The 23,634-nt window shown below is 68.3% G+C and carries 20 protein-coding genes; 13 read left to right on the plus strand and 7 right to left on the minus strand.

The genetic code is table 11. The features are described 5' to 3' along the window. Positions 1–327: 327 nt before the first annotated feature. Entirely contained in the window at positions 328–1,623 is a 1,296-nt protein-coding gene (locus HV742_RS23885; protein WP_175146561.1) for a M20/M25/M40 family metallo-hydrolase, read from the minus strand. Positions 1,624–1,953: 330 nt separating this feature from the next. Here HV742_RS23885 and HV742_RS23890 point away from each other — a divergent pair, with 330 nt between their 5' ends. After that, positions 1,954–3,924, plus strand: a complete 1,971-nt coding sequence (locus HV742_RS23890; RefSeq protein ID WP_049073473.1) for a SurA N-terminal domain-containing protein — start codon at positions 1,954–1,956, stop codon at positions 3,922–3,924. Between the two features lie 43 nt (positions 3,925–3,967). Here HV742_RS23890 and HV742_RS23895 read toward each other — a convergent pair whose 3' ends face one another. Next, the gene (locus tag HV742_RS23895; protein WP_059270741.1) at positions 3,968–4,627 is read right to left on the minus strand and encodes an arylesterase; all 660 of its coding nucleotides are present in this window, start codon (positions 4,625–4,627) and stop codon (positions 3,968–3,970) included. Here HV742_RS23895 and HV742_RS23900 point away from each other — a divergent pair. Further along, the gene (locus HV742_RS23900; RefSeq protein WP_059270739.1) at positions 4,626–5,297 is read left to right on the plus strand and encodes an ABC transporter ATP-binding protein; all 672 of its coding nucleotides are present in this window, start codon (positions 4,626–4,628) and stop codon (positions 5,295–5,297) included. The genes HV742_RS23895 and HV742_RS23900 overlap by 2 nt on opposite strands. A gap of 106 nt (positions 5,298–5,403) precedes the next feature. Here HV742_RS23900 and HV742_RS23905 read toward each other — a convergent pair whose 3' ends face one another. Genes HV742_RS23905 through HV742_RS23915 form a run of 3 tightly spaced genes read right to left on the minus strand, consistent with a single transcriptional unit; the run spans position 5,404 to position 9,146 of the window. After that, positions 5,404–6,387 (minus strand): ABC transporter substrate-binding protein, encoded by a 984-nt coding sequence (locus HV742_RS23905; protein ID WP_063581690.1) that lies wholly within the window; start codon positions 6,385–6,387, stop codon positions 5,404–5,406. A gap of 22 nt (positions 6,388–6,409) precedes the next feature. After that, positions 6,410–8,056 carry an ABC transporter permease gene (locus HV742_RS23910; protein ID WP_175146562.1) on the minus strand — a complete coding sequence of 549 codons (1,647 nt, stop codon included), beginning with the start codon at positions 8,054–8,056 and terminating at the stop codon, positions 6,410–6,412. Between the two features lie 13 nt (positions 8,057–8,069). Beyond that, complete coding sequence (locus HV742_RS23915; protein ID WP_059270736.1) at positions 8,070–9,146, minus strand: ABC transporter ATP-binding protein; 1,077 nt, start codon at positions 9,144–9,146, stop codon at positions 8,070–8,072. A 243-nt stretch (positions 9,147–9,389) separates the two neighbouring features. Here HV742_RS23915 and HV742_RS23920 point away from each other — a divergent pair, with 243 nt between their 5' ends. Continuing rightward, positions 9,390–10,298 carry a LysR substrate-binding domain-containing protein gene (locus tag HV742_RS23920; protein WP_054502662.1) on the plus strand — a complete coding sequence of 303 codons (909 nt, stop codon included), beginning with the start codon at positions 9,390–9,392 and terminating at the stop codon, positions 10,296–10,298. A gap of 11 nt (positions 10,299–10,309) precedes the next feature. Continuing rightward, complete coding sequence (gene serB / locus HV742_RS23925; protein WP_175146563.1) at positions 10,310–11,044, plus strand: phosphoserine phosphatase SerB; 735 nt, start codon at positions 10,310–10,312, stop codon at positions 11,042–11,044. A 93-nt stretch (positions 11,045–11,137) separates the two neighbouring features. On the opposite strand, the gene fabV is transcribed toward serB, so the two are convergent. Both fabV and HV742_RS23935 read right to left on the minus strand, forming a co-directional pair. Further along, positions 11,138–12,334, minus strand: a complete 1,197-nt coding sequence (fabV, locus tag HV742_RS23930) for an enoyl-ACP reductase FabV (RefSeq protein ID WP_175146564.1) — start codon at positions 12,332–12,334, stop codon at positions 11,138–11,140. A gap of 100 nt (positions 12,335–12,434) precedes the next feature. Continuing rightward, entirely contained in the window at positions 12,435–13,385 is a 951-nt protein-coding gene (locus tag HV742_RS23935; protein ID WP_175146565.1) for a DMT family transporter, read from the minus strand. An 86-nt stretch (positions 13,386–13,471) separates the two neighbouring features. Between HV742_RS23935 and HV742_RS23940 the strand changes: the two genes are divergently transcribed. The 9 genes from HV742_RS23940 (at position 13,472) to HV742_RS23980 (ending at position 23,598) form a co-directional block, all read left to right on the plus strand. Next, positions 13,472–14,380, plus strand: coding sequence for a LysR family transcriptional regulator (locus HV742_RS23940; protein WP_038503432.1), 909 nt, complete (start codon positions 13,472–13,474; stop codon positions 14,378–14,380). A gap of 435 nt (positions 14,381–14,815) precedes the next feature. Continuing rightward, the gene (locus tag HV742_RS23945; protein ID WP_054416692.1) at positions 14,816–15,862 is read left to right on the plus strand and encodes a TRAP transporter substrate-binding protein; all 1,047 of its coding nucleotides are present in this window, start codon (positions 14,816–14,818) and stop codon (positions 15,860–15,862) included. A gap of 87 nt (positions 15,863–15,949) precedes the next feature. Beyond that, a complete protein-coding gene (locus HV742_RS23950; protein WP_175146566.1) occupies positions 15,950–16,570 on the plus strand; it encodes a TRAP transporter small permease subunit in 621 nt (206 codons plus the stop codon). Then, complete coding sequence (locus HV742_RS23955) at positions 16,567–17,850, plus strand: TRAP transporter large permease (RefSeq protein WP_049073484.1); 1,284 nt, start codon at positions 16,567–16,569, stop codon at positions 17,848–17,850. The genes HV742_RS23950 and HV742_RS23955 overlap by 4 nt, the downstream gene beginning before the upstream one ends. Positions 17,851–17,921: 71 nt before the next feature. After that, a complete protein-coding gene (locus tag HV742_RS23960) occupies positions 17,922–18,605 on the plus strand; it encodes a DUF2848 domain-containing protein (protein ID WP_175146567.1) in 684 nt (227 codons plus the stop codon). A 92-nt stretch (positions 18,606–18,697) separates the two neighbouring features. Then, positions 18,698–20,044 carry an amidase gene (locus HV742_RS23965; RefSeq protein WP_175146568.1) on the plus strand — a complete coding sequence of 449 codons (1,347 nt, stop codon included), beginning with the start codon at positions 18,698–18,700 and terminating at the stop codon, positions 20,042–20,044. A gap of 183 nt (positions 20,045–20,227) precedes the next feature. Further along, positions 20,228–21,139, plus strand: a complete 912-nt coding sequence (locus HV742_RS23970) for a LysR family transcriptional regulator (protein ID WP_006388190.1) — start codon at positions 20,228–20,230, stop codon at positions 21,137–21,139. 101 nt (positions 21,140–21,240) lie between these two features. Then, positions 21,241–22,047, plus strand: coding sequence for a putative hydro-lyase (locus HV742_RS23975; protein WP_054416686.1), 807 nt, complete (start codon positions 21,241–21,243; stop codon positions 22,045–22,047). A 300-nt stretch (positions 22,048–22,347) separates the two neighbouring features. Then, positions 22,348–23,598, plus strand: a complete 1,251-nt coding sequence (locus HV742_RS23980) for an ABC transporter substrate-binding protein (protein WP_059270717.1) — start codon at positions 22,348–22,350, stop codon at positions 23,596–23,598. Positions 23,599–23,634 lie beyond the last annotated feature (36 nt).

The raw sequence follows: 23,634 nt of genomic DNA on the forward strand, positions 1-23,634 counted from the left end.
GGGTTCCTTTCCTGTCGTGCGGGGGGCTTGCTTCGTGCCTGTGTCGCGGGTTCGGTTCTTTTGGCGCGGTGGGGAAAGTTCGGGGCGTCGCTGGGGCGGGCGGTGTGCTTGGGCTTTGTGGGAAGGGTTGGGGGGCTGAAAGATTTGCTGGCGCCCGTCCGGCCAGGCCGCCCTGCGCGGCCTTGCCGGACATACGTGGTGGTTGCTTGCGGTGGGCGCATCCTCCTGGGGGAGGTGGGGAGTTGATGGCGGAGGGACTGCTTGCTGGGGCCGTCTGTCCGGCGCCCGCGGGTTGGGAGGGCGGGGGCCGCCGCAGGCGCCCGGCGCTTATTTCATCGGGGCCTTGTCCTGGGAGACGTCCATGATCATGCGGGCGGCCAGGTAGAGGCGGGGGACGATGGAGGGGATCTGGATGTACTCGGCGTCGTTGGAGTGGGCGCCGAAGCCGCTCAGGCCCATGCCTTCGATGACGGGGCCGCGGGCCTTGAGGGCGGCGAAGGCGGCGTCGGTGCCGCCGCCGCTGGCGCGGTCGATGACTTTCATGGGCAGGCCGAGTTCCTGGTAGATGGCGACGCCGTGGTTGGCGAGGGCGCGCGAGGCGGGGGTGGCTTCCAGCGGTGGGCGGCGCACTTCGAATTTGACGCTGACCTTGGCCTCGGGCAGCAGTTTCTTCTGGATGCGTTCCTGCAGGGTGCGTTCAAGGGCGTCGAAGTCGGACACCTTGAGGGCGCGGGCGTCGGCCTGGGCGGTGGCCTGGCCGGGAATGACGTTGCGGTTGGTGCCGGCCTGGGCCACGGTCCAGTTCAGTTTCAGGCCTTCCTCGGGTTTGGACAGGTCTTTCAGTTGCAGGATCTGGTGGGACAGCTCGGTCAGGGCGTTGACGCCGCCCTCGGGACGGGCGCCGGCGTGCGAGGTCTTGCCCTGCACGGTCAGGTAGGCGGCGCCGATGCCGCTGGTGGCCAGGGTCAGGCGGCCCTCGGCGCCGCCGCCTTCAAAGGAGAAGACGGCGTCCTGGTCGGCGCCCAGGCGGGTGATGGTGGCGCGGGCGCCCGGCGAGCTGATTTCCTCGTCGCCGTTGATCAGCACGGTCAGGGTGCCGTAATCCTTGAAGTCCAGTTTTTGCAGCAGGGCCACGGTGTGCAGGATGATGGCGACGCCGTGCTTGTCATCGGCGATGCCCAGGCCATAGGCGCGGTCGCCGTCGATGCGGAAAGGCTGGTCCTTGAGCATGCCGTTGCGGTAGACGGTGTCCATGTGCGCGATCAGCATGATCTTTTTCTGCCCGCTGCCCTTGAATTCGGCGTGCACCATGGGACCGACGCGCTCGGGGGTGTCGTCCAGGCGGGAGATGTCGGTGGGCTGCAGGATTTCGACCTTGCCGCCCAGGGCCTTGAGACGCTCGCCGATGAGGGCGGCAATGCGTTCCACGCCTTCCACGTCCCGGCTGCCCGATTCGATATTGACCAGGTCGCGCATGGTGTCGAGCATGGCCTGCTTCTGTTGCTCGGCGGCGTCGTGCACGGCGGCGACCGGGGCGGCCAGCGCGGCGCAGGAGGCGCCGCCCAGGAAGGCCAGGGCGAGCGCGGCACGCAGGACAAGCGGACGTGGGAGCGGGAACGGCATCGAAAGTCACCTCTGCATGGAAGGGGGGGAAGGAGGGAGCCGGCGGCGCGGCGTCGGATCCGGTTTTGACGATACGAGCGGGGACGGAAGGCGGGAACCGGGGTTTCCCCGGTTGACCGGGGCCCGCTTCCATGCGGGGAAAAGCCCTCGCCGCAGGCGACGGGCGGGCCGATGTAAGCAGACGCTGCGGGACGAATGAGAAATGCTAAAATCCGCCCGCTGACCCGGTTTGACCGGTATGGGAATAGGGCGAATGAGATTCGCCTTTTTTTATGCGTTTTCGTGCGCCCCGGGCGGAAGTTTCCTCCCGAGTGCGGCAACAGGGATTCCATGTTCGAATTTATTCGCAGCCACCGGCGCTGGATGCAGTTCATCCTGCTGCTTCTGATTGTGCCGTCCTTCTTCCTCGTCGGGATCCAGGGCTATGAGAGCTTCATGCGCAAGGAGCCGGAACTGGCGACGGTCGCCGGCCAGCCGATTTCCCGCGCGGAGTTCGACCAGGCGCACCGCAACCAGCTGGAGCAATACCGCCAGCGCCTGGGCGCGCAGTTCGACCCGGCCGTGATCGACACGCCGCAGTTGCGCGAAGCGCTGCTGAACCAGCTGATCAACCAGCGCCTGCTGGCGAACGTGGCCGTGGACAACCGTTTCTCGGTGTCCGACGAAACGCTGCGCAACACCATCGCCGCGATTCCGGAAGTGCAGGACAACGGCCGCTTCTCGCCCGAGCGCTATCGCCAGGTGCTGGCGGCGCAGGGCATGTCGCCCACCTCGTTCGAGGCCGGCCTGCGCCGTGACCTGGCCGTGGCCCGCGTGCTGGAACCCGTCGGGCAGTCGGCCCGCGCGCCCGCCGAAGTGGTGGCGTCGCTGGAAACCGCCCTGACGCAGCAGCGCACGGTGCAACTGCGCCGCTTCGCCGCCGCCGATTTCCGCTCGCAAGTCACCGTCACCCCGGCCGACATCCAGGCCTGGTACGACGCCAACAAGCAGCAGTTGCAGATTCCCGAGCAGGTCCAGGTGCAGTACCTGGTGCTGAACGAAGCCGCCGCCACCGAGGGCGTGCAGGTCAAGGACGAGGACCTGGCTTCGTATTACGAACAGAACAAGAACCGCTTCGGCCAGCCCGAGCGCCGCCGCGCCAGCCACATCATGATCGAAGTGCCCGCCGGCGCCTCGGAAGATGCGCGCAAGGCCGCCCGCGCCAAGGCCGAGGCCCTGGCCACGCAGGCCGCCGCCAACCCGGCGCAATTCGCCGAGCTGGCCCGCAAGAATTCGCAGGACGCCGGTTCGGCCGCCAATGGCGGCGACCTGGGCTGGCTGGCGCCGGGCATGCTGTCCGGCCCGCTGGAAAAGGCGATCTTCAGCCAGTCCAAGGACCAGGTGTCGGGCGTGGTCGAAAGCCCGTCGGGTTTCCACGTGGTCAAGGTCACCGAGATCCAGCCCGCCGCGATCAAGCCGCTGGCCGAGGTGAAGGACCAGATCACCGCCGAAGTGCGCAAGCAACTGGCCGCCGTGCGTTTTTCGGAGATGGCCAGCCAGCTGAACAAGCAGGTCTACGACCAGCGCGACAGCCTGCAGCCGGCCGCCGACGCGGTGGGCCTGAAGCTGCGCACCGCCTCGGGCGTGACGCGCGAAGGCCTGTTGCCGGCCGACCAGGCGGGCCCCGGGTCCGCCGTGGACAGCCCGGACGCGGCGTTGCTGGACAACCCGCGCGTGCGCCAGGTGCTGTTCTCGCCCGACGTGCTGCGTGAAAAGCAGAACTCCGGCGTGATCGAGCTGTCGCCCGACACCATGCTGGCGGTGCGCGTGGCCGCCGTGGAACCGGCCCATGTGCCGGCGCTGGAGAAGGTCAGCGATTCGATCCGCGCCAAGCTGCTGGACGAGCGTTCGGCCGAAGCCGCCAAGAAAGCCGGCGAAGCCGCGCTGGCGGCCGATCAGGCCAACCCGGCCGCGGCGCCGGAAGGCTTCGGTGGTCCGCTGGTGGTGTCGCGCCAGGATCCCAAGAACCTGCCGCGCTCGGTGCTGGACGCCGTGATGCGCCTGCCGGCCGCCAAGCTGCCGGCCTACACCGGCGTGCAGTCGGGCGCCGATTACACGCTGGTGCGCCTGGAAAAGGTCGAGGCCGGCACGGTCGAGGCCGCCGACAAGGAACGCCTGGCGCAGCAATTGGCGGGCGCCTGGGGCCAGGCCGAGAACGAAGCGCTGGTGCGCATGCTGCGCGAGGAATACAAGGTGCAGGTGCTGCCGGCGGCCGCCGACGCCATCCGCGGCGGCGACGCCTCGCAGCAGGCGGCGGGCTGATCTTCCGCGAGGCGGATCGCGGGCCGCCCAGGCCCGCGTCAAGTCACTGCAGCAAGGGTCGCAGCGCCGGCCAGACATTGTCCAGCAGTTGGGCCTGGGCATCCTCGTTGGGATGGATGCCGTCGGCCTGGAACATCGCCCGGTTCGTTGCGATACCTTCCATCAGGAAGGGCACGAGCCGGGCGTTTTCGTCTTTGGCGACGGTGGGAAACACCTGGGCGAAGCGTTGGGTGTAGTCGCGGCCGTAGTTGGGCGGGATCTGCATGCCGACGATGACCACCTCGGCCTCGGCCTTGCGCGCCGCCTGCGCCATGGTGCGCAGGTTCTGCTCCGTCATGTTCAGCGGCAGCCCGCGCAGGGCGTCGTTCGAGCCCAGCTCCAGCACCACCACCGCCGGTTCATGCTGGCGCAGCAGCGCCGGCAGGCGCGCGACGCCGCCGCTGGTGGTGTCGCCGCTGATGCTGGCGTTGACGACCTTGTACTTCGGGTATTGTTCGGAAAGCCGCGCGGACAGCAGCGGCACCCAGCCGGTGCCGCGCTTGATGCCGTATTCGGCGGCCAGGCTGTCGCCCACCACCAGCACGGTGCGTTGCGCGGAACCCTGGGCCGCCGGGGCGGTCTGAGCGTGGGCGGGCGCCATCAGGGTGGCCGTGGCCAGCGTGGATATCAGTAGTGAACGGCGAATCAGGGGAATCAGGCGCATGGATAGCAAGAATTCGATCGAGGTGAAAGGGCTGGGCAAGCGGGTGGCTGATGCCGGCGGGACGCTGTCTATCCTGGAAGACATCGATTTTACGGTGGCGGCGGGCAGCGCCGTGGCCATCACCGGCAGCTCCGGGTCGGGCAAGTCCACCCTGTTGGGACTGCTGGCCGGGCTGGATGTTCCCAGCGCGGGCAGCGTGCGCCTGGCCGGGCAGGACCTGTTCGCCCTGGACGAGGACGGCCGCGCGCGCCTGCGGGCCAATCACGTGGGGTTTGTGTTCCAGTCATTCCAGTTGCTGCCGAACCTGACCGCGCTGGAAAACGTGATGCTGCCGCTGGAACTGGCGGGCCAGCCGGCGCGCGAGGCGGCCCAGGCCATGCTCGAGCGCGTCGGGCTGGGGGCGCGCCTGCATCACTATCCGCGCACCCTGTCCGGCGGCGAGCAGCAGCGCGTGTCGCTGGCGCGCGCCTTCGTGGTGCAGCCGGACCTGCTGTTCGCCGACGAACCCACCGGCAGCCTGGATGCCGCCACCGGCGTCACGGTCATCGACCTGATGTTCGACCTGCACCGCGAGCACGGCACCACCCTGGTGCTGGTGACGCACGACCCGCAGCTGGCGGCGCGTTGCAGCCGCCAGGTGGTGCTGGCGGCCGGGCGCATGGCCGCGTAGTCGGGATGCGACCGGCCGCTGCGGCCCGCGCCAGCGGCGCAAGCCTGAAACGAAAACGCCACCCGAAGGTGGCGTTTTCGCTTGGCGCAAACCTCTGGCGCGGACCTTACTTGGCCTTGGCCACGGCCTGGTTCCACGCGGCGACGACGGCTTCGTACTCCTTGGCGGCCGCGTCCTGGCTCACCGGGAAGATCTTGATGCTGTTGAAGTCGGGCAGGGTGGTCAGGCTGGCCACCGCGATGTCGCTGCGGGTCGGACGGCGGAAGTTCTTCACCAGTTGCGCTTCCTGGGCCTCCTTGCTGAGCAGGCCGTCGTACAGCGCCTTGGCGGCCTCCAGGTTCTTGGCGCCCTTGATGATGAACATGCCTTCCGGCGCCAGGTAGCTGCCCTCGGTCGGGTAGACCAGCTTGATTTCCTTCTGGCCGCCGGCCACGTATTCCTGGGCGGCGTATTCCAGCGTCATGCCGACCGCGTATTCGCCGGCCGCCACGCCCTTGTAGGTGGTGCCGGACGAGGCCGTGACCACGGCGTTGGCGGCGATCTTGTCCAGGCCTTCCTGGCCGAACTGCTTGTACAGGCCGTAGACCAGCATGTAGGCGGTGCCGCTCTTGGACGGATCGGTGATGGCGAACTTGCCCTTCCACTGCGGTTGCATCAGGTCGGACCAGGTGGCCGGCGCGGCCAGGCCCTTCAACTGCCGTTCGTTGACCATCAGCACCATGATGTGGACGTTGGTGCCGACCCACAGATCGTCCGGTCCGCGGAACTCGGCCGGGATCTTGTCGATATCGGCCGGGCGGTAGGGCTGCAGGTGCTGGCGGTAGGCGCCCAGCGTGCCGAAGCCGCCGCTCCAGAACAGGTCGCCGCGCGGGTTCTGGGCCTCGGCCTCGATACGCTTCATCATGGTGCCGGTGCCGCCGGTGACCGGCTGCACGTTCAGCTTGGGCGACTGCTTCTTGACGGCGTCCAGCGCGGTCTCGATGGTCTCGGTGTTGTTGGACGAGTACAGGACCACGTTCTGTGCCTGCGCGGCGCCCGCGGCCAGGGTGGCGGCCAGCAGGCCGGTTTGCAGGAAGTGTTTGAGGTGCATGGTGAGCCTTTGTGGATGCGGGTTATTTGCCGGAGAACAGCTTGATGCGGAATGCCTTGACCGACACGATGATGGGCAGCACGATCACCGTGACCAGCGCCGCGCCATAGGCCGAGGCCATGCCCAGGCGGCCGCCGTCGACCTGGCGGAAGATGGCGATCGGCATGGTTTCGAGGCCGCCGCTGTAGGCCACGATCGAGGCCGACAGCTCGGAAATCGTGGTCAGCCACATCAGGATGGCGGCCGAGATGATCGAGGCCTTCATGGCCGGCAGAATCACCTTGAAGAAGGTCATCAGCGGCGATACGCCCAGGCTGATCGAGGCTTCCTCGATCGAGTCGGGAATGTTGAACAGCACCGACGAGGCGTTGCGCACCGCGAAGGGCAGGCGCCGCACCGCGTAGCACAGCACCATGATGCCGGAGGTGCCGGCCAGCACCAGCCAGCCGGTGTTGAAGGTCTGCACCAGCGCGATGCCCAGCACCGTGCCGGAGATGGTCAGCGGCAGTACCACGATGTAGTCCAGCACCTGGGTGAAGGCGCTGCGCTTCTTGATGGTCAGGTAACTCACCAGCACCGCGAAGGCCACGCCCGTCACCGTGGCCAGCGAGGCGAACTTGAGCGAATTCAGGATCGGCTCGGGCGCGCCGTGCAGGGCGCGCTGCATGCTGGCCAGCGACCAGGAGCCCCAGTGCATCACCGGCCCGCTGGTCTTGGTGAAGGCGGCGATGAACACCACGATCAGCGGCAGCAGCGACAGCAGGATCACCAGGCCGACGCCGCCGGTGTACAGGATGGCCTGCCATGAACGCACCCGGCGCGCCGCCGGCGCGCGGCCCTGGGTCATGGTGTAGACCTTGCGCTCGACCACGCGCTTCTGCACGAACAGCACGATGGCGACGATGGCGATCGACACCACCGACATGGCGCTCTGCAGCGTCGGGCTGCCGCCCATTTCGCTGACGAAGGTGTTGTAGGTCATCACCGACAGCAGCGGCACGCGGCTGCCCAGCAGCATCGCCAGCGCGAAGTTGCCGACCACCAGCGTGAACACCACCAGCGCGTTCACCAGCACCGCCGGCAGCAGCACCGGCACCAGCACCCGCAGTTGGGTCAGCAGCGGCGGCGTGCCCAGGCTCAGGCCGGCTTCCTCCAGCTGGCCGTCGAAGCCGCGCAACGCGGCCAGCACGCCCAGGTAGATGTAGGTGTAGTAGACCAGCGTCATCGAGAACACCATGCCGGTCCAGCCGTAGAACGACGGCAGCGAGATGCCCGCGTCGCCCAGCAGGTTGGTCAGGATGCCGTTGTTGCCCAGCACCAGCAGCCACGACTGGCCGACGATGATCTCGGGAATGACGATGGTCAGCACCGGCAGGATCGCCACCAGGTTCTTGAGCGGGAAGTCGTAGCGCGCCACCATGTAGGCGAACGGTACGCCCACCAGGATGGTGCAGGCGGTCACCACCAGCCCCAGCACCAGCGTGTTGCCGAAGGCCTCCAGGTATTGCGAGTCGGCCAGCAGGGCGCGGAACCCCTCCAGCGAGAAACCGCCGTCCTGGCCGGTGACGCTGTTGCTGAACAGCACCGCCAGCGGATACAGCACGAAGAACAGCAGCAGCGCCAGGCTGATCGCCGTCAGGATGCCCCAGGGCCACCGTTTGATTTTCATGGCGTGGCGGTCCTCAGGCGTTGACGACGCGGCTGTCGGCGGGAATCAGCACCTGCACGGCCTCGCCGGGCTGGAACTGCGCCACCATGTTGCCCGCGTGCAGCTCCACGCGGATCTCCGAGCCGTCCTGCAGCGCGATGCGATAGGCGGTCTTGAAGCCCAGGTATTGGCGCCGCAGCACCTTGCCGGGCAGCGTGTTGGGCACGTAGGGCGCCGGCGCCATCAGGGCCAGTTCCTCGGGGCGCGCGATCAGCACCGCGCGCTCGGCCAGCGTGGCGCTGCCGAGCGTGCCGTCAAAACCCAGGCCGCACAGCTCGTAGCGCACGTGGCCGGCCGGCGCGCCGGGCAGCCCGCCGCGCGCCGGCACCGGGATCACGTTGGCCGAACCGATGAAGTCGGCCACATAGGCGTTGACCGGCGTGCCGTACAGTTCCTCGGGCGTGCCCAGTTGGGCGATGCGGCCGTGGTCCATGATGGCGATGCGGTCGGACATGGCCAGGGCTTCCTCCTGGTCATGGGTGACGAATACGGTGGTGATGCCGGCCTCGCGCACCAGGTCGAGGATGACGTCGCGCATCTGCAGGCGCATCTTGGCGTCCAGGTTAGACAGCGGCTCGTCCATCAGCAACACGCGCGGCCGGATCACCAGGGCGCGCGCCAGCGCCACGCGCTGGCGCTGGCCGCCGCTCATCTGCGCCGGGTAGCGGTCGGCCAGCGCCGCCAGGCCGACCTTGTCCAGCGCCTCGTCGACGCGGCGCTTGATTTCGGCGCGGGCCACGCCCCGGGCGCGCAGGCCGTAGGCGACGTTGTCGAAGGCGGTCTTGTCGGGAAACAGCGCGTAGTCCTGGAACACCATGCCGATGTCGCGGCGGTGCGCCGACACGTGCGTCACGTCGTCCTGGTCGAACAGCAGGCGGCCGCCGTCGGGCGCGTAGAAGCCGGCGATGCAGCGCAGCAGGGTGGTCTTGCCGCAGCCGCTGGGGCCCAGCAGCGTGTAGAACGCGCCGTCGGGAATGTGCAGCGACAGGTCGCGCAGCACCTGCTGGCCGCCGAATGTCTTGATGATGCCGTCTACGGTGATCGATGCCATGAAAGGTTCCTGCCTGGGATTGGACGCATCATAGGAACCCGGCCGCGCCGCCACCAGCGGTGTTTTTTAAGGGCTGGCGTTAGTTTTTCTAAGAGGTCGGCGGCGCCGCAATCCCCTAGAATGCGGCTCATAGCAACGGCGCGGTTCAAGCCCCGTGCCGGCAAGAACAGATGACAAGGGAAATCGTGGGAACACGCAGCAAAGCCTTGCGCCAGGGGCGCGCGCGGGCGGACGGCGCCTGAGATGGCGGGCCCGAGCCTGCCGCCGCTGAAAGCCTTGCGGGTATTCGAGGCCGCGGCGCGCCTGCGCAGTTTCACGGCGGCGGCCGACGAACTGAGCATCACGCACAGCGCGGTCAGCCAGCAGATCCGCATCCTGGAAGACTATGTCGGCCAGCCGCTGTTCGCGCGCGAGGCCCGCGGCGTCACGCTGCTGCCGTGCGCGCAGGCGTATTTTCCCGAGGTCCAGGCCAGCCTGGAGCGCATCGCGGCGGCCACCGCCAAGCTGCGCTCGCCTGGCCATGGCGGCGTGCTGCGCGTCAGCGCCACGCCGTCGCTGACCATGAAATGGCTGATTCCCCGGCTGTCGGCGTTCCAGGCGTTGCATCCGGGCATCGACGTGCAACTGACCACGCAGGGGCGCTCGTTCCTGGATCGCGGCGACGAGGCCGGCGGCGACGTGCTGATCCGCCATGGCTTCGTGGCGCACGCCGAAATGAGCTGCGTGCACTGCCTGGACGACTTCCACGTGCCGGTGGCGTCGCCGCGCTTCATCGAGCGCAACCGCCTGGCCACGCCGGCCGACTGTCTGGGGCACCCCTTGCTGAAGGTCGCGGGCGGCATGGACCACTGGCCGCGCTGGTTCGCGCTGGCCAGGGTGGACGTGCCGGCGCAACTGCCCGGGCCGGTGTTCGACCATCAATTCCTGTGCATGCAGGCCGCCATGAACGACCTGGGCATCGCCCTGGCGCCGTGGTGCCTGCTGCAGGACGACCTGCGCGCCGACCGGCTGCGGCCGCTGTTCCTGCAGCCGCGCCTGCCCAACGCCGGCGTGCATGCGCTGTTCCGCCCGGACGCGCCGGCCGCGGCCGCGGCGCGCCATTTCATCGACTGGCTGGGCCGCGAGGCCGGCCATCCGCCACCCGAGCAATAGAAGGATTGCCCATGCAAGAGTTCCAGAGCGACGCCGGCCTGCATTGGCGCGGTATCGCGCCGCCGCTGACACTGTCGGACTACAAGGTCATCGCCTTCGACATGGATTCGACGCTGATCGCCATCGAGACGCTGGACGAGATGGCCGACCTGATGGGGAAAAAGGCCGAGGTGGCCGCGCTGACCGAGGCGGCGATGCAGGGAGAGATCGTCGACTACAAGCAGAGCCTGCGGCAGCGCGTGGCGCTGCTGGCCGGCATGCCGGCGGTGGCGCTGGACGAGGTGTATGAACACCGCCTGGCGCTCAACCCGGGTGTGGAAACGCTGATCGCGGCTTGCAAGGCCGCCGGCCTGTTCTGCCTGCTGGTGACGGGCGGCTTCACCTGCTTCACCGACCGGCTGCGCGCGCGCCTGGGGCTGGACGACGTGCGCGCCAACGTGCTGGAGATCGTCGATGGCCGCCTGACTGGGCGGCTGCTGCCGCAAGCGTGGGGCGACCTGTGCGACGGCGAGGAAAAGCGCCGCAAGTTGCTGGAGGTGTGCGCGGCGCTGGGCGTCGGACCGGAGCGCGCCATCGCGGTGGGCGACGGCGCCAACGACCTGCCGATGCTGCGAACCGCCGGGCTATCGGTGGCGTATCACGCCAAGCCGGCGGTGCGGCGCGAGGCCAAGGTGGCGATCGACCAGGGCGGGCTGGACCAGCTGCTGCGCCTGTTCAGCGCCGGCAAGGCGCAGGCGCGGGGCTGACGGGCCGCCACCGCGGCGCGAACGAGGCGCGAGGGGGCGTGAAAGAGGCGCGAGCGAGGCGCGAACGCGGCCCCCTGCGGACCCGAACTCGCCTCAGGCGCTGATCAGGCCGGGGATCTTCACGTCCGGGTCGACATCGGCGTTGTAATCCACCCCATCGATCTCGAACCCGAACAGGCGCAGGAACTCGCGCTTGTAGCCGGCGAAATCGGTCAGTTCATACAGGTTGGACTCGGTCACCTGGTGCCACAGCGCCTGCACCTGCGCCTGCACGGCGGGGTCCAGTTCCAGGTAATCCGCGCGCAACCGGCCTTCGTCGTCCAGGATCGGCGCCGCGCCGCACAGGCTGTCGCGGTACAGGCCGTACACCTGCTCGATGCAGCCCTCGTGGGTGCCTTTTTCCTTCATGACCTTGAACAGCAGCGACAGGTACAGCGGCATCATCGGGATCGCCGAGCTGGCCTGGGTCACGACCGCCTTCAGCACCGAGACGCGGGCGTCGCCGCCGCGCGCGGCCAGCTTGGCGCGGATGTCCAGCACCTTCTGGTCCAGGTCTTTCTTGGCGGCGCCGATCGACCCGTTCCAGTAGATGTCGTGGGTGATCTTCTCGCCCAGGTAGGTGAAGGCGGTGGTGGTGGCGCCCTCGGCCAGCACGCCGGCCTCCAGCAGGGCGTCGATCCACATCTGCCAGTCCTCGCCGCCCATGACCGCCACCGTGGCGTCGATCTCTTCCTGGGTGGCCGGTTCCAGCACCGATTCCTTGATGACTTCCTTGTCGGTATCCAGGCCGCGCAGCGTGACCGCCTGGCCGACCGGCTTGAGGGTCGAGTTGAACACCGTGCCGCTGACCGGATGGGTGCGGCGGGGCGCGGCCAGGCTGTAGATCACCTGGTCGACCTGGCCCAGGTCCTGCCTGATGGCGGCGATGGTCTGGGCCTTGATGGCATCGGAGAAGGCGTCGCCGTTGATGCTCCTGGCGTACAGGCCCTCGGCGCTGGCGAACTTGTCGAAGGCGGCGCTGTTGTACCAGCCCGGGGTGCCGGCCTTGGCGGCCTCGCCGGGGCGCTCGAAGAACACGCCCAGCGTCTGGGCGCCACAGGCGAAGGCGGCGCTGATGCGGGCCGCCAGGCCGTAGCCGGTGGAGGCGCCGATCACCAGCACGCGCTTGGGGCCACCGCTGATCGGGCCCTGGGCGCGGACGTAGTCGATCTGGTTCTTGACGTTGGCTTCGCAGCCGACGGGATGGGTGGTCACGCAGATGAAGCCGCGCACGCGGGGTTTGATGATCATGGAGCCCTCGTTCTGGAAATGCGGGGAAGACCGCCCGCACAGGCGGGCGGCGCCGGGCATTGTACGGGAGGCGGGGCGGCCGCTGGCCGCCCGGGGCGTGTCAGCGCGCGCCGGCGCCCGCCGGCGCGGCCGCCTGGGCGCGGCTGCGGCGCCACTCCACCAGGCCGATGCCGACGCCGCTGGCGCAGATGATGGCGATGCCGAGCCAGGTCAGGGGATCCGGAAAGTGGTCCCACACCAGCCAGCCGACCGTGGTGGCGCTGATGATCTGCAGGTAGATGAAGGGCGCCAGGGTCGAGGCCGGCGCGCGGCGGTAGGCGGCGATCTGGAACAGGTGGCCCAGGCCGCCGGTGACCCCGGTGGAGATCAGCAGCGTCCAGTCCAGCGGCGTCAGCGCCCGCAGCACTGGTAGGGCGGGCGGCAGGATGAAGGGCAGGGCCAGTGTCAGGCAGCCGGTGCCGACCGCGCCGCTCCAGATCAGCGAGGTGAACGGGTCGTCGCCCGCGACGCGGCGCGTGGCGATGAATTGGGCCGCGAAGCAACAGGCCGTGAGCAGCCCGAAAATGGTGCCGACCGGATGCAGGCCGCCGCCCGGGCGGATGACGATGATGACGCCGACGAAGGCGATGCCGGCGGCGACAAAGCGCGACATGCGCGCCGGCTCCTTCAGGATCCACGGCGCCAGCGACAGCACCAGCAAGGGCGCCAGGAAGTTGATGGCGGTGGCTTCGGCCTGGGGAATGTAGCTGAGCGTGGTGAAGAACATCAGCGTGGCCAGGAACATCGAGCCGCCGCGCAGGAGCTGTTCACGCGGCTTTTTGCTGCGCAGGATGCCTGTGCCGCGCGTGGGCAGCACCAGGGCCAGCACCAGCACCAGGTGCACGGCGTAGCGGAACCACGACAGCACCAGCAGCGGCACCCCCGCGTTCATGACCCATTTGCCGCTGGCGTCCAGGCAGGACAGCGTCCACATCGACAGCACCAGCAACAGGATCCCGACGAGCGGGCCGCTGGGGGCGGGACGCGGGCGACCGGTATCGGCCGGGGACATGGACAGGCTCCTTGTGCGCTAGGGGGCCGTGGAGGGGCCACGGGGCGGCTGACATGATACGCTCATCGCGGCAGGGGGAAAGGTTCATGATCGAACTACGCAACATAGAAACATTCTTTTGGGTCGCCACGCTGGGCAGCTTCCGCGCCGCGTCCGACAAGCTCAACACCACGCAGCCCGCGGTCTCGCAACGCATCGCCTCGCTCGAGGCCGACCTGGGCGTGCGCCTGTTCGAGCGCGACGCCCGCGGCGTCAAGCTGACCGCCAAGGGTCATGAACTGCTGTCGCACGCCGAGCGCATGCTGCAGGTGCGGCGTGACATGTTCGAGGCGGCGCGCGAGCAGAACGTCATGACGGGCACGGTGCGCATCGGCGTGGCCGAGACCATCGTGCAGACCTGGCTGCCGACGCTGATCGAGCTGGTGCACGCCGCGTATCCGGCGCTGGTGCTGGAGATCGAGGTGGACACCACTCATGTCCTGCGCTCGCACCTGATGTCGCGCCAGATCGACCTGGCTTTCCTCATGGGGCCGGTGCTGGAGGCGCGGGTCGAGAACCTGCCGCTGTGCACCTATCCGCTGGCCTGGGTCGCCAGCCCGCTGCTGGAGCTGGGGCCCGAGCCCTTGACGCTGGAACGCATCGGCCGCCTGCCCATCGTCACCTATCCGTCCAACAGCGCGCCATACCGGGTGGTGCGCGACATGCTGACGCGCGCCGGCGTGGTGTCGCCGCGCATGTACGGCAGCGCCTCGATGTCGATGGTGGTGCGGATGACGCAGGACTGCATCGGCACCAGCGTGATCGCGCCGGTGTTCCTGGGCAAGGAACTGGCGCGCGGCGAACTGCGCATCCTGCGGGTCGATGCCGACCCGCTGCCCGAATTGAGTTTCACGGCCACCTGGGTGCAGGGACCCGACAGCCATGCGGCGCGCCTGATCGCGCAGATGGCGCAAAAAGTGGCCGCGCAGGCGGGCGACGGCGTGGCGTCGTCCTAGGGCCTGTCCGCGCGAAAGCAAGCCGCGCACGGACCCCGGGCCGCGCCGGCAACGGCGCGCATCATGATCCGCCGGGGCGCGCGCGCCTAGGTGTTTTCCCCAGCGCCGCGCGCGCGGGCGGTCAGGCGAAGCGCTCGCGGCGCGCCTGCGCCAGACCCCGCGATCCCGCGCCAGGCCGCATGGTTGCTGGCTCTGCGGCCGGCGCCGGGCGGCTTGCCGGCGAGACCCAAAAAATATTTATACCCCCACATCGCAACATACGATTGGACGCTCGGCGCCCCTGACGCTGCAATGGCGGCACATCAAGAAGATCGCCTGGAAACACAGGCGCGGGGGAAAACCTTTGCTCCTCTGACGTTCCGATTCCTACCCGCGCGCTCAAGGTAACGGGGACCCGCGCGCGCCAGACCATCCCGCCAGCCAGGAGTTTTGTCCATGAAGAAGTCGCTCGCTCTCGCCGCCATCGCCGCCAGCCTGTTGGCCGGCGCCGCCCAGGCGCAAGACCTGCCCAAGACCCATTTGAAGGTGGTGGGCGGCCTGTCCAACCTGACCGCCTACAACGATTACGAAAAGCCGTTCTGGACCAAGACCATTCCGGAAGCATCCAAGGGCCAGGTCACCGCGGACATCAAGGGCTTCAACGAAATGGGCCTGAAGGGCCCGGAACTGCTGCGCCTGATGTCGACCGGCGTGGTCGAGTTCGGCACCGCCACACTGTCGTACTTCGCCAGCGACAACCCGATCAACGAGGCCATCGACCTGGCCGGCCTGGCGCCGGACGTGAAGACGGCGCGCGAGGTGACCAACGCCTTCGAGCCGGTCTACGCGCGCCTGTACGGCGAGGGCAGCAACGTCAAGCTGCTGGGCATCTCCACCTATCCGGCGCAGGTGCTGTTCTGCAACGCCGAGATCAAGGGCCTGGCCGACATCAAGGGCAAGAAGGTCCGCACCAGCAGCCGCACCACCGCCGAATTCGTGGAAGCGCTGGGCGGCTCCAGCGTCACCATGGCGTTCGGCGAAGTGGTGCCGGCGCTGCAGAACAAGGTGGTCGATTGCGCCATCACCGGCTCGCTGTCGGGCTACTCGGCCAAGTGGTACGAAGTGTCGACCCACCTGGTGGCGCTGCCGATCAACTGGAACCAGCAGATCCACGCCGTCAACCAGAAGGCCTGGGACAAGCTCGATCCCAACGTGCGCACCTTCCTGCAGGCCAACGTCAAGACGCTGGTCGACAACATCTGGGATGCCGCGGCGCGCCAGACCCAGGAAGGCTATGACTGCAACACCGGCGCGGCGGCTTGCCCGTTCCCGGTCAAGGGCAAGATGGTGCTGGTGCAGCCTTCGGACGCCGACCGGGAACTGCTCAAGAAGGTGACGCAGGAAGCCGTGCTGCCCAAGTGGGCCGCGCGTTGCTCGGCGCAGTGCGTCAAGGACTTTAATGCCACCGTCGGCAAGACGCTGGGCGTGACCGCCAGCAAGTAAGCGAGAACGCGCGCCGTCCGCCGTTGCGGCGGCGGCGCGCCTGCGATTCATCATCCGGGCCGCCGTGCCGGCCCCAGAGGTTCCCTAATGACCCGATCCGAACACTTCCGCCTGCTGGGCGGGCTGCTGCGTCGCGCCGAGACCTTCTCGCGCGTCGCGGTGTGGGCGGGCGGCGCGCTGACCATCGCCAGCGTGCTGCTCATTTCCTTTGACGTGCTGGCCCGCAAGTTCCTGGGCTTTACCACCGGCGGCGCCGACGAACTGTCCAGCTACGCCTTCGCCATCAGCACCTCCTGGGCGCTGGCCTTCGCCACGCTGCAGCGCGCCAACGTGCGGGTGGACGTGCTCTACCAGAAGCTGCCGGTGCGCGTGTCGGCCGTGCTCGATTGGGTTTCCATGGTGGCGCTGGCCGTCTTCATGGTGTTCCTGACCCATTACGCCTATGAAGTGGTGCAGATGTCGTGGGCGCAGAAGTCCGCCGCCAACACGCCGCTGGCCACGCCGTTGTGGATTCCCCAAGGCCTGTGGCTGCTGGGCCTGGGCTGGATGTGCATTACCGTCGCCCTGATGCTGGCGCGCGCCTCGGCCGCCCTGGTGACCGGCGACATCGAACTGGTCAAGGAAATCTGCGGCGTGCGTTCCGCGCAGGAAGAAGCCGACGAGGAAGCCGCCGCCGGCGAGCGCATGGTCAAGGGAGCCGCCGCATGATCGCCACCGCCCTGACTCTGTTGCTGGTCCTGATCGGCCTGTCGATCCCCGTGGGCGCGGCCCTGGGGGTGCTGGGCCTGATCCTGGACCCGATGTTCTCGATGCTGCCGCTGTCGCGCGCGATCGGCGAGATCTCCTGGAGCACCAACAACGAATTCCTGCTGGTCGCCATTCCGCTGTTCATCATGCTGGGCGAGGTGCTGCTGCGGGCCGGCTTCGCCGAACGCATGTACGGCGCCATGAGCCTGTGGCTGTCGTGGCTGCCGGGCGGCCTGATGCACGCCAACATCGGCGCCTCGACGCTGTTCTCGGCCACGTCCGGCTCCAGCGTGGCCACCGCCGCCACCGTTGGCACGGTGGCGATTCCGCAGATCCGCAAGTATGGCTACAACGAGCCGCTGTTCCTGGGCAGCCTGGCCGCGGGCGGCACGCTCGGCATCCTGATCCCGCCGTCGATCAACCTGGTGATCTATGGCGTGCTGACCAATTCGTCCGTGCCGAAGCTGTACCTGGCCGGCATCATCCCGGGCTTCGCCATGGCGGCGCTGTTCATGCTGACGGTGATGATCGCCTGCGTGGTCAAGCCGTCCTGGGGCGGCAAGAAGATCCAGGCCACCTGGGGCCAGCGCTTGGCCAGCCTGGTGCATCTGGCGCCGCCGATGGGCATCTTCCTGCTGGTGGTGGGCTCGATCTACGCCGGCCTGGCCACGCCCACCGAGGCCGCCGCGCTGGGCGTGCTGGGCGCGCTGATCCTGGCCGCCTGGTTCCGCCGCCTGACCTGGACCATGCTGCGCGAGGCGATGGAAGGCACCATGCGCTCGACCGCCATGATCATGCTGATCGTGGTGGCTGCCAGCTTCCTGAACTTCGTCATGTCCGCCACCGGCCTGACCGACGCGCTGACCCAGTCCATTACCGGGCTGGGCCTGTCGCCGGGCTGGATGCTGCTGATCGTGATCGTGTTCTACCTGGTGCTGGGCTGCTTCATGGAGACCTTGTCGATGATGATCACGACCATCCCGATCGTCGCGCCCATCATGATCGCGCTGGGCTACGACCCGATCTGGCTGGGCATCATCATCATCATCCTGGTCGAGGCCGCGCTGATTACGCCGCCGGTGGGGCTGAACCTGTTCGTGGTGCAGAGCCTGCGCAAGAGCGGTTCGATGAGCGCCGTGATCACCGGCAGCCTGCCGTTCGTGGCGGCCATGTTCGTGATGCTGGCGTTGCTGGCGTGGTGGCCCGACCTGGCCCTGTGGCTGCCGCGCGTGTTCGGCTAGCCCCGGTATCCCTTCGGGCACGGCCGCGCGGCCGTGCCCATTCTTCCCCGTTTACCTCCGCAGGACTTTTCATGAAAGCCGTATTTCAGATCGAAGCCGATTCCCCCCGCCAGGTCGAGGTGGATTTCAATACCCTCATCGTGGCCGGCTGGGCCGGGCGCGACATCGCCGCCATCGAGCACCACATCGAGGAACTGGCCGCCATCGGCGTGCCGCGTCCCACCAGCGTGCCGCTGTACTACCGCATCGCCGACAACCAGTTGACCCAGGCCGAACGGGTGCAGGCGGTGGGCGGCGATTCGTCCGGCGAGGTCGAGACCTTCGTGTTCGCGGCCGACGGCGAGATGTACGTCAGCATCGCGTCCGACCACACCGACCGCAAGCTGGAGACGGTCAGCGTGGCCATGTCCAAGCAGGTATGCGTCAAGCCGGTGGCGACCTCGGCCTGGCGCCTGGCCGACGTGGCCGAATACTGGGACGAGCTGGTGATCCGCTCGTACATCGTCGAGAACGGCGCCGAGGTGCTGTACCAGGAAGGCCCGCTGGCCTCGCTGCGCACGCCGCAGGACCTGATCGCCGGCTACACCGGCGGCGCCGCCACGCTGCCCGAAGGCGCCGGCATGACCTGCGGCACCGTCGGCGCCATCGGCGGCATCCGCCCGTCGGCCGAATTCTCCATGGAACTGTTCGATCCGCGCCGCCAACGCAGCCTGCGCCACCGGTATCATGTCGAGATCCTGCCGGTGGTGGCCTGACGCCCGGCAGGCACCCTGACTGCCATGACGCGCCCCGGCGGGGCGCGCCGGTCCAACACTTTTCATGCCGCCCCGCGGCCCCCTGGAACCGTATGCTTTCGACCTTGAATGACCTGACCGCCGCCCTGAACGACGGCCGCACCACTTCCGTTGAACTGACCGAGGCCGCCCTGGCGCGCGCCAACGATCCAGCCGGCGAGGGCGCCCGCGCCTTCACCCGCCTGTACGCCGAGTCGGCGCTGGCCCAGGCCCGCGCCTCGGACACGCTGCGCGCGGCCGGCATCGTGCGCTCGGCCATCGAGGGTCTGCCGATCAGCATCAAGGATCTGTTCGACATCGAAGGCGAGACCACCATGGCCGGCTCGGTGGCGCGCGAGGGTGAACCGGCAGCCGACGCCAACGCCGAAGTGGTGCAGCGCCTGATCGCCGCCGGCGCGGTCATCATCGGCCGCACCAACATGACCGAATTCGCCTATTCGGGCCTGGGCATCAACCCCCATTACGGCACGCCGCTGAACCCCTGGGACCGCGCCACGGGCCGCATTCCCGGCGGCTCCTCGTCGGGCGCGGCGGTGTCGGTGGCCGACGGCATGGCGGTGGCCGCCATCGGTTCGGACACCGGCGGCTCGGTGCGCATTCCCGCCGCCCTGTGCGGCCTGACCGGCTTCAAGCCCAGCGCCTGGCGCGTGTCGATGGAAGGCGTGCTGCCGCTGTCGGCCAACCTGGACTCCATCGGCCCCATTGCCGCCAGCGTGCGCTGCTGCGCCGAACTGGACGCCATCCTGTCGGGCGACGGCGGCCCGGTGCCCGAGGCGCTGCCGCTGCGCGGCCTGCGCCTGGCGGTGCCCAGGACGCTGGCGCTGGACGGCATGGACAAGCACGTGTCCGATACCTTCGCCCGCGCCGTGGCGCGCCTGAAGGAAGCCGGCGCCCTGGTCGACGAGATCGCCATCCCGGAATTCGCCGAGCTGGCCAACATCAATGCCAAGGGCGGCTTCACGGCCGCCGAGGCCTGGGCCTGGCACCGCGACCTGATCGCGCGCGCCGGCAAGCGCTACGACCCGCGCGTGGTGTCGCGCATCCTGCGCGGCAAGGACATGAGCGCCGCCGACTACCTGGACCTGCTGGACGCGCGCGAAGCCTGGGTGGCGGCGGTCGACCGCCGCATTGCCGGCTACGATGCGCTGATCATGCCGACCACGCCCATCGTGGCGCCGGCGGTGGCCGACCTGCAAGCCTCGGACGAAGCCTATTACGCCGCCAATGGCCTGATCCTGCGCAATCCCACCCTGATCAATTTCCTGGACGGCTGCGCGCTGTCGCTGCCGTGCCACGCCGACGGCAGCGCGCCGGTCGGGCTGATGATCGCCGCCAGCAACGGCGCCGATCGCCGAGTGCTGGCGATCGGCCTGGCGGTCGAGGAATTGCTCGCCGGCTGAAGGCGCGCCGGGCCGCGCTCGGGCGGGCCGGCGGTTCGCCGCCAGCGTCGCGGCGCCGGCCGGCGGGTCCGGCAGCGCGCCGCGCGAGCGGGCAGGGCGGTGTTTTCCGCCATATCCGCTTTGTCCCCGCGACGCTAAGATGGCGGCTGGACATGCCGCGCAACGGGGCAGGATACGGGCGCCATGATAGATCTGCGCAATATCGAGACGTTCTTCTGGGTGGCCACGCTGGGCGGTTTTCGCGCCGCGGCCGAGAAGCTCAACGCCACCCAGCCGGCGATTTCCCAGCGCATCGCGTCGCTGGAGTCCGACCTGGGCATCCGCCTGTTCGACCGCGATGTGCGCGGCATCAAGTTGACCGGCAAGGGCCGCGAGCTGCTGTCGCACGCCGAGCGCATGCTGCAGCTGCGGCGCGACATGCAGGAGGCGGCGCGCGCCAAGAGCGTGATGAGCGGCACGCTGCGGCTCGGCGTGTCCGAGACCATCGTCCACACCTGGCTGCCGACGCTCATGGAGTATCTGCACGACGCCTATCCGGCGCTGATGGTCGAGATCCAGGTCGACACCACCACCATGCTCAAGACCCAGCTGGCCTCGCGCCAGATCGACCTGGCGTTCCTGCTGGGGCCGATGGAAGAGCCGCGCATCGAAAACCTGTACCTGTGCAATTACCCGCTCAGCTGGGTCGCCAGCCCCAAGCTCAAGGTGGGACGCCAGCCGATCAGCCTGAAGCGGCTGGGGCAGTGGCCGGTGATCACCTATTCGTCCACGACCGATCCGCACCGCGCGGTGCGGCAGGTGCTGCAGCAGGCCGGCGTCGATGCGCCGCGCATGTACGGCAGTTCCGCCTTGAGCGTGATCGTGCGGATGGCGCTGGACGGCATCGGCACGGCGGTGATTGCGCCCGTCATCCTGCATAAGGAACTGGCGCAAGGCGAATTGCGGCTGCTCGACGTGAAGGCGCCGCCGCTGCCGCCGCTGCACTACACCGCCTGCTGGATGCAGGGGCCCGACAGCCAGGTGCCGCGCACCGTGGCCGAGGCCGCGCAGCAGATCGCGCGCGAAGAGGCGCTGCGCCATCCGGCAAAACCCTGATAAGGAATTCTGATCGGGGTCTATCGCAACATGTGATTAGACGTTGCGGCCGACTTCCTGTGCAATGTCCCCATTCCAACATTGAAGCAAGGGGAATTGACATGGCACTGGATACGGCGGCCCGCAGCAGCGTGGAACTGGCACGCCGCGCGCGGCTCGATGCCCGCAGCGGCAAGCTGACCGGCCCCACGGCGAACCTGGCTCCGGGCCATGTGCAGGCCAACCTGGCGATCCTGCCGCGCGCATTGGCGGCCGATTTCCTGCACTTCTGCCAGCGCAATCCCAAGCCGTGTCCGCTGCTGGCGATGTCGGAGCCGGGCGACCCGGCGCTGCCCGAATTGGGCCATGACATCGACATCCGCACGGACATCCCGCGCTATCGCGTCTGGCAGAACGGCGAACTCGTGGCCGAGCCCACCGACGTGCGCGACCTGTGGCGCGACGACCTGGTGTCGTTCCTCATCGGCTGCTCGTTTTCGTTCGAGGAAGCGATGCTGGACAACGGGCTGCCCGTCCGCCACATCGAGCAGGGCTGCAACGTGCCGATGTACCGCACCAACATCCCGACCCATGCCGCCGGCGTGTTCGGCGGTCCGCTGGTGGTGTCGATGCGGCCGCTGAAGGCCGCCGATGCCATCCGCGCCATCCAGGTGACTTCGCGTTTTCCCTCGGTGCATGGCGCGCCGGTGCACATCGGCGACCCGGCGTTGATCGGGATTGCCGACATCCACCAGCCGGATTATGGTGATCCGGTGGAAATCCGCCCTGGCGAAATGCCCGTGTTCTGGGCCTGCGGCGTGACGCCGCAATCGGTGGTGGCCGCGGTGCGCCCCGATTTCTGCATCACGCACGCGCCCGGACACATGCTGGTCACGGACCTCGTCAACAGCCGGATGGCCATCCTGTAATCCTCGCGTTGCAATCTCAGTCAACCGTCAGCGGAAAAACGCTAGAAATCCCAGTCTCGATGCCGTAGCCGTACCCGTTTTACAAAGCGCCCGCGACGCGGGCGCGTCAGCAGCTTTGGTTTTGCCTCCAGAACGATCCATGAAAGGACAAGGGGAAAAGGCGACAAAAGTTCAAGGTCCACCGCCCGCCGGCCGATTGGCGGGTGGCGGATCGCCGCAGGCCCGGATCCACCGGGCCCGGGGCCGTGCGCCCCGCGTTTTGCATTGCTTTCACAGTGGGATTTTTCCAGGAGTCTGGTAATGAAGATGAAGCTCATTGCGGGTGTCGCCGCGAGTCTGGCATTGTTGACCGCCGCGCCGGCACAGGCGCAGGTCAAGACCGTGAAGATCGGCGCGATCTATCCCTTGTCCGGCGCGCTGGCGTCCACCGGCGCCGAGATCAAGGCCGCGGTGGAACTGGCGGTGGACATCATCAATAATCCGCATCCTGAACTCGAAGGGATCCCGCTGGCCGCGGGCGCCGGCCTGCCGGCGCTGGGCGGGGCCAAGATCGAGGTGGTGTTCGGCGATTCGCAGGGCAAGCCCGAAGTGGGCCTGGCCGACGCGCAGCGCCTGATCGACCAGGAGAAAGTGGTGGCCCTGACCGGCGCCTACCAGTCGGCCGTCACCAAGACCGCCAGCCGCATCGCCGAGCAGCGCGGCATTCCCTACCTGAACGGCGAATCCAGCAGCCCGGACCTGACCGAGCGCGGCTACAAGTGGTTCTTCCGCACCTCGCCCAACGACGACACCTTCGTCGAGAACATGATGCAGTTCCTGGACGGCGTGAAGGGCACGCCAACCGCCAAGATCGCGGTGGTCTACGAGAACACCGACTTCGGCGTCAACACCTACAAGGCGGTCGAGAAGTTCGCCAAGCAGTACAAGCGCGAGGTGGTGGCCAATATCGCCTACAGCGCCGGCTCGGCCTCGGTCACCGCCGAAGTGCAGAAACTGGCCGCGGCCAAGCCCGACGTGGCGATCTTCGCCAGCTATACCTCGGACGCCATGCTGTTCGTGCGCACCATGCGCGAAAGCAAGTACGCGCCGCCGGTGCTGCTGGCCAACGACGCCGGCTTCATCGACTCGCGCTTCGTGCAGGAAGTGGGTCCGCAGGTGCAGGGCGTGCTGACGCGCGACGTCTGGGGCAACGACGTCGCCGCCGCCAAGGCCGGCCTGAAGAAGATCAACGACATGTACAAGGCCAAGACCGGCAAGGACCTGAACGGCAACAACGCCCGGTCGATGCAGGGCGTCCTGGTGCTGGCCGACGCCATCAACCGCGCCGGCTCCACCGATCCGGAAGCGATCCGCAAGGCGCTGGCGGCCACCGATCTGGGCGAGGCGCAAGTGGCCATGCCCTGGGCCGGCGTGAAGTTCGATGACAAGGGCCAGAACACCAAGGGTTCCGGCCTGATCCTGGAACTGAAGGGCTCGTCCTACCAGACGGTATGGCCGGAAAAGTACCGCACCGACAAGTCGCTGCCCACGCTGCCGTTCTCCTGGAAGTAATCATCAGCCGTGGCGGGCCGCGGGGGCCCGCCACAG

The sequence above is a fragment of the Achromobacter ruhlandii genome, assembly GCF_902859695.1.
Taxonomy (GTDB): Bacteria; Pseudomonadota; Gammaproteobacteria; order Burkholderiales; family Burkholderiaceae_B; genus Achromobacter; species Achromobacter ruhlandii.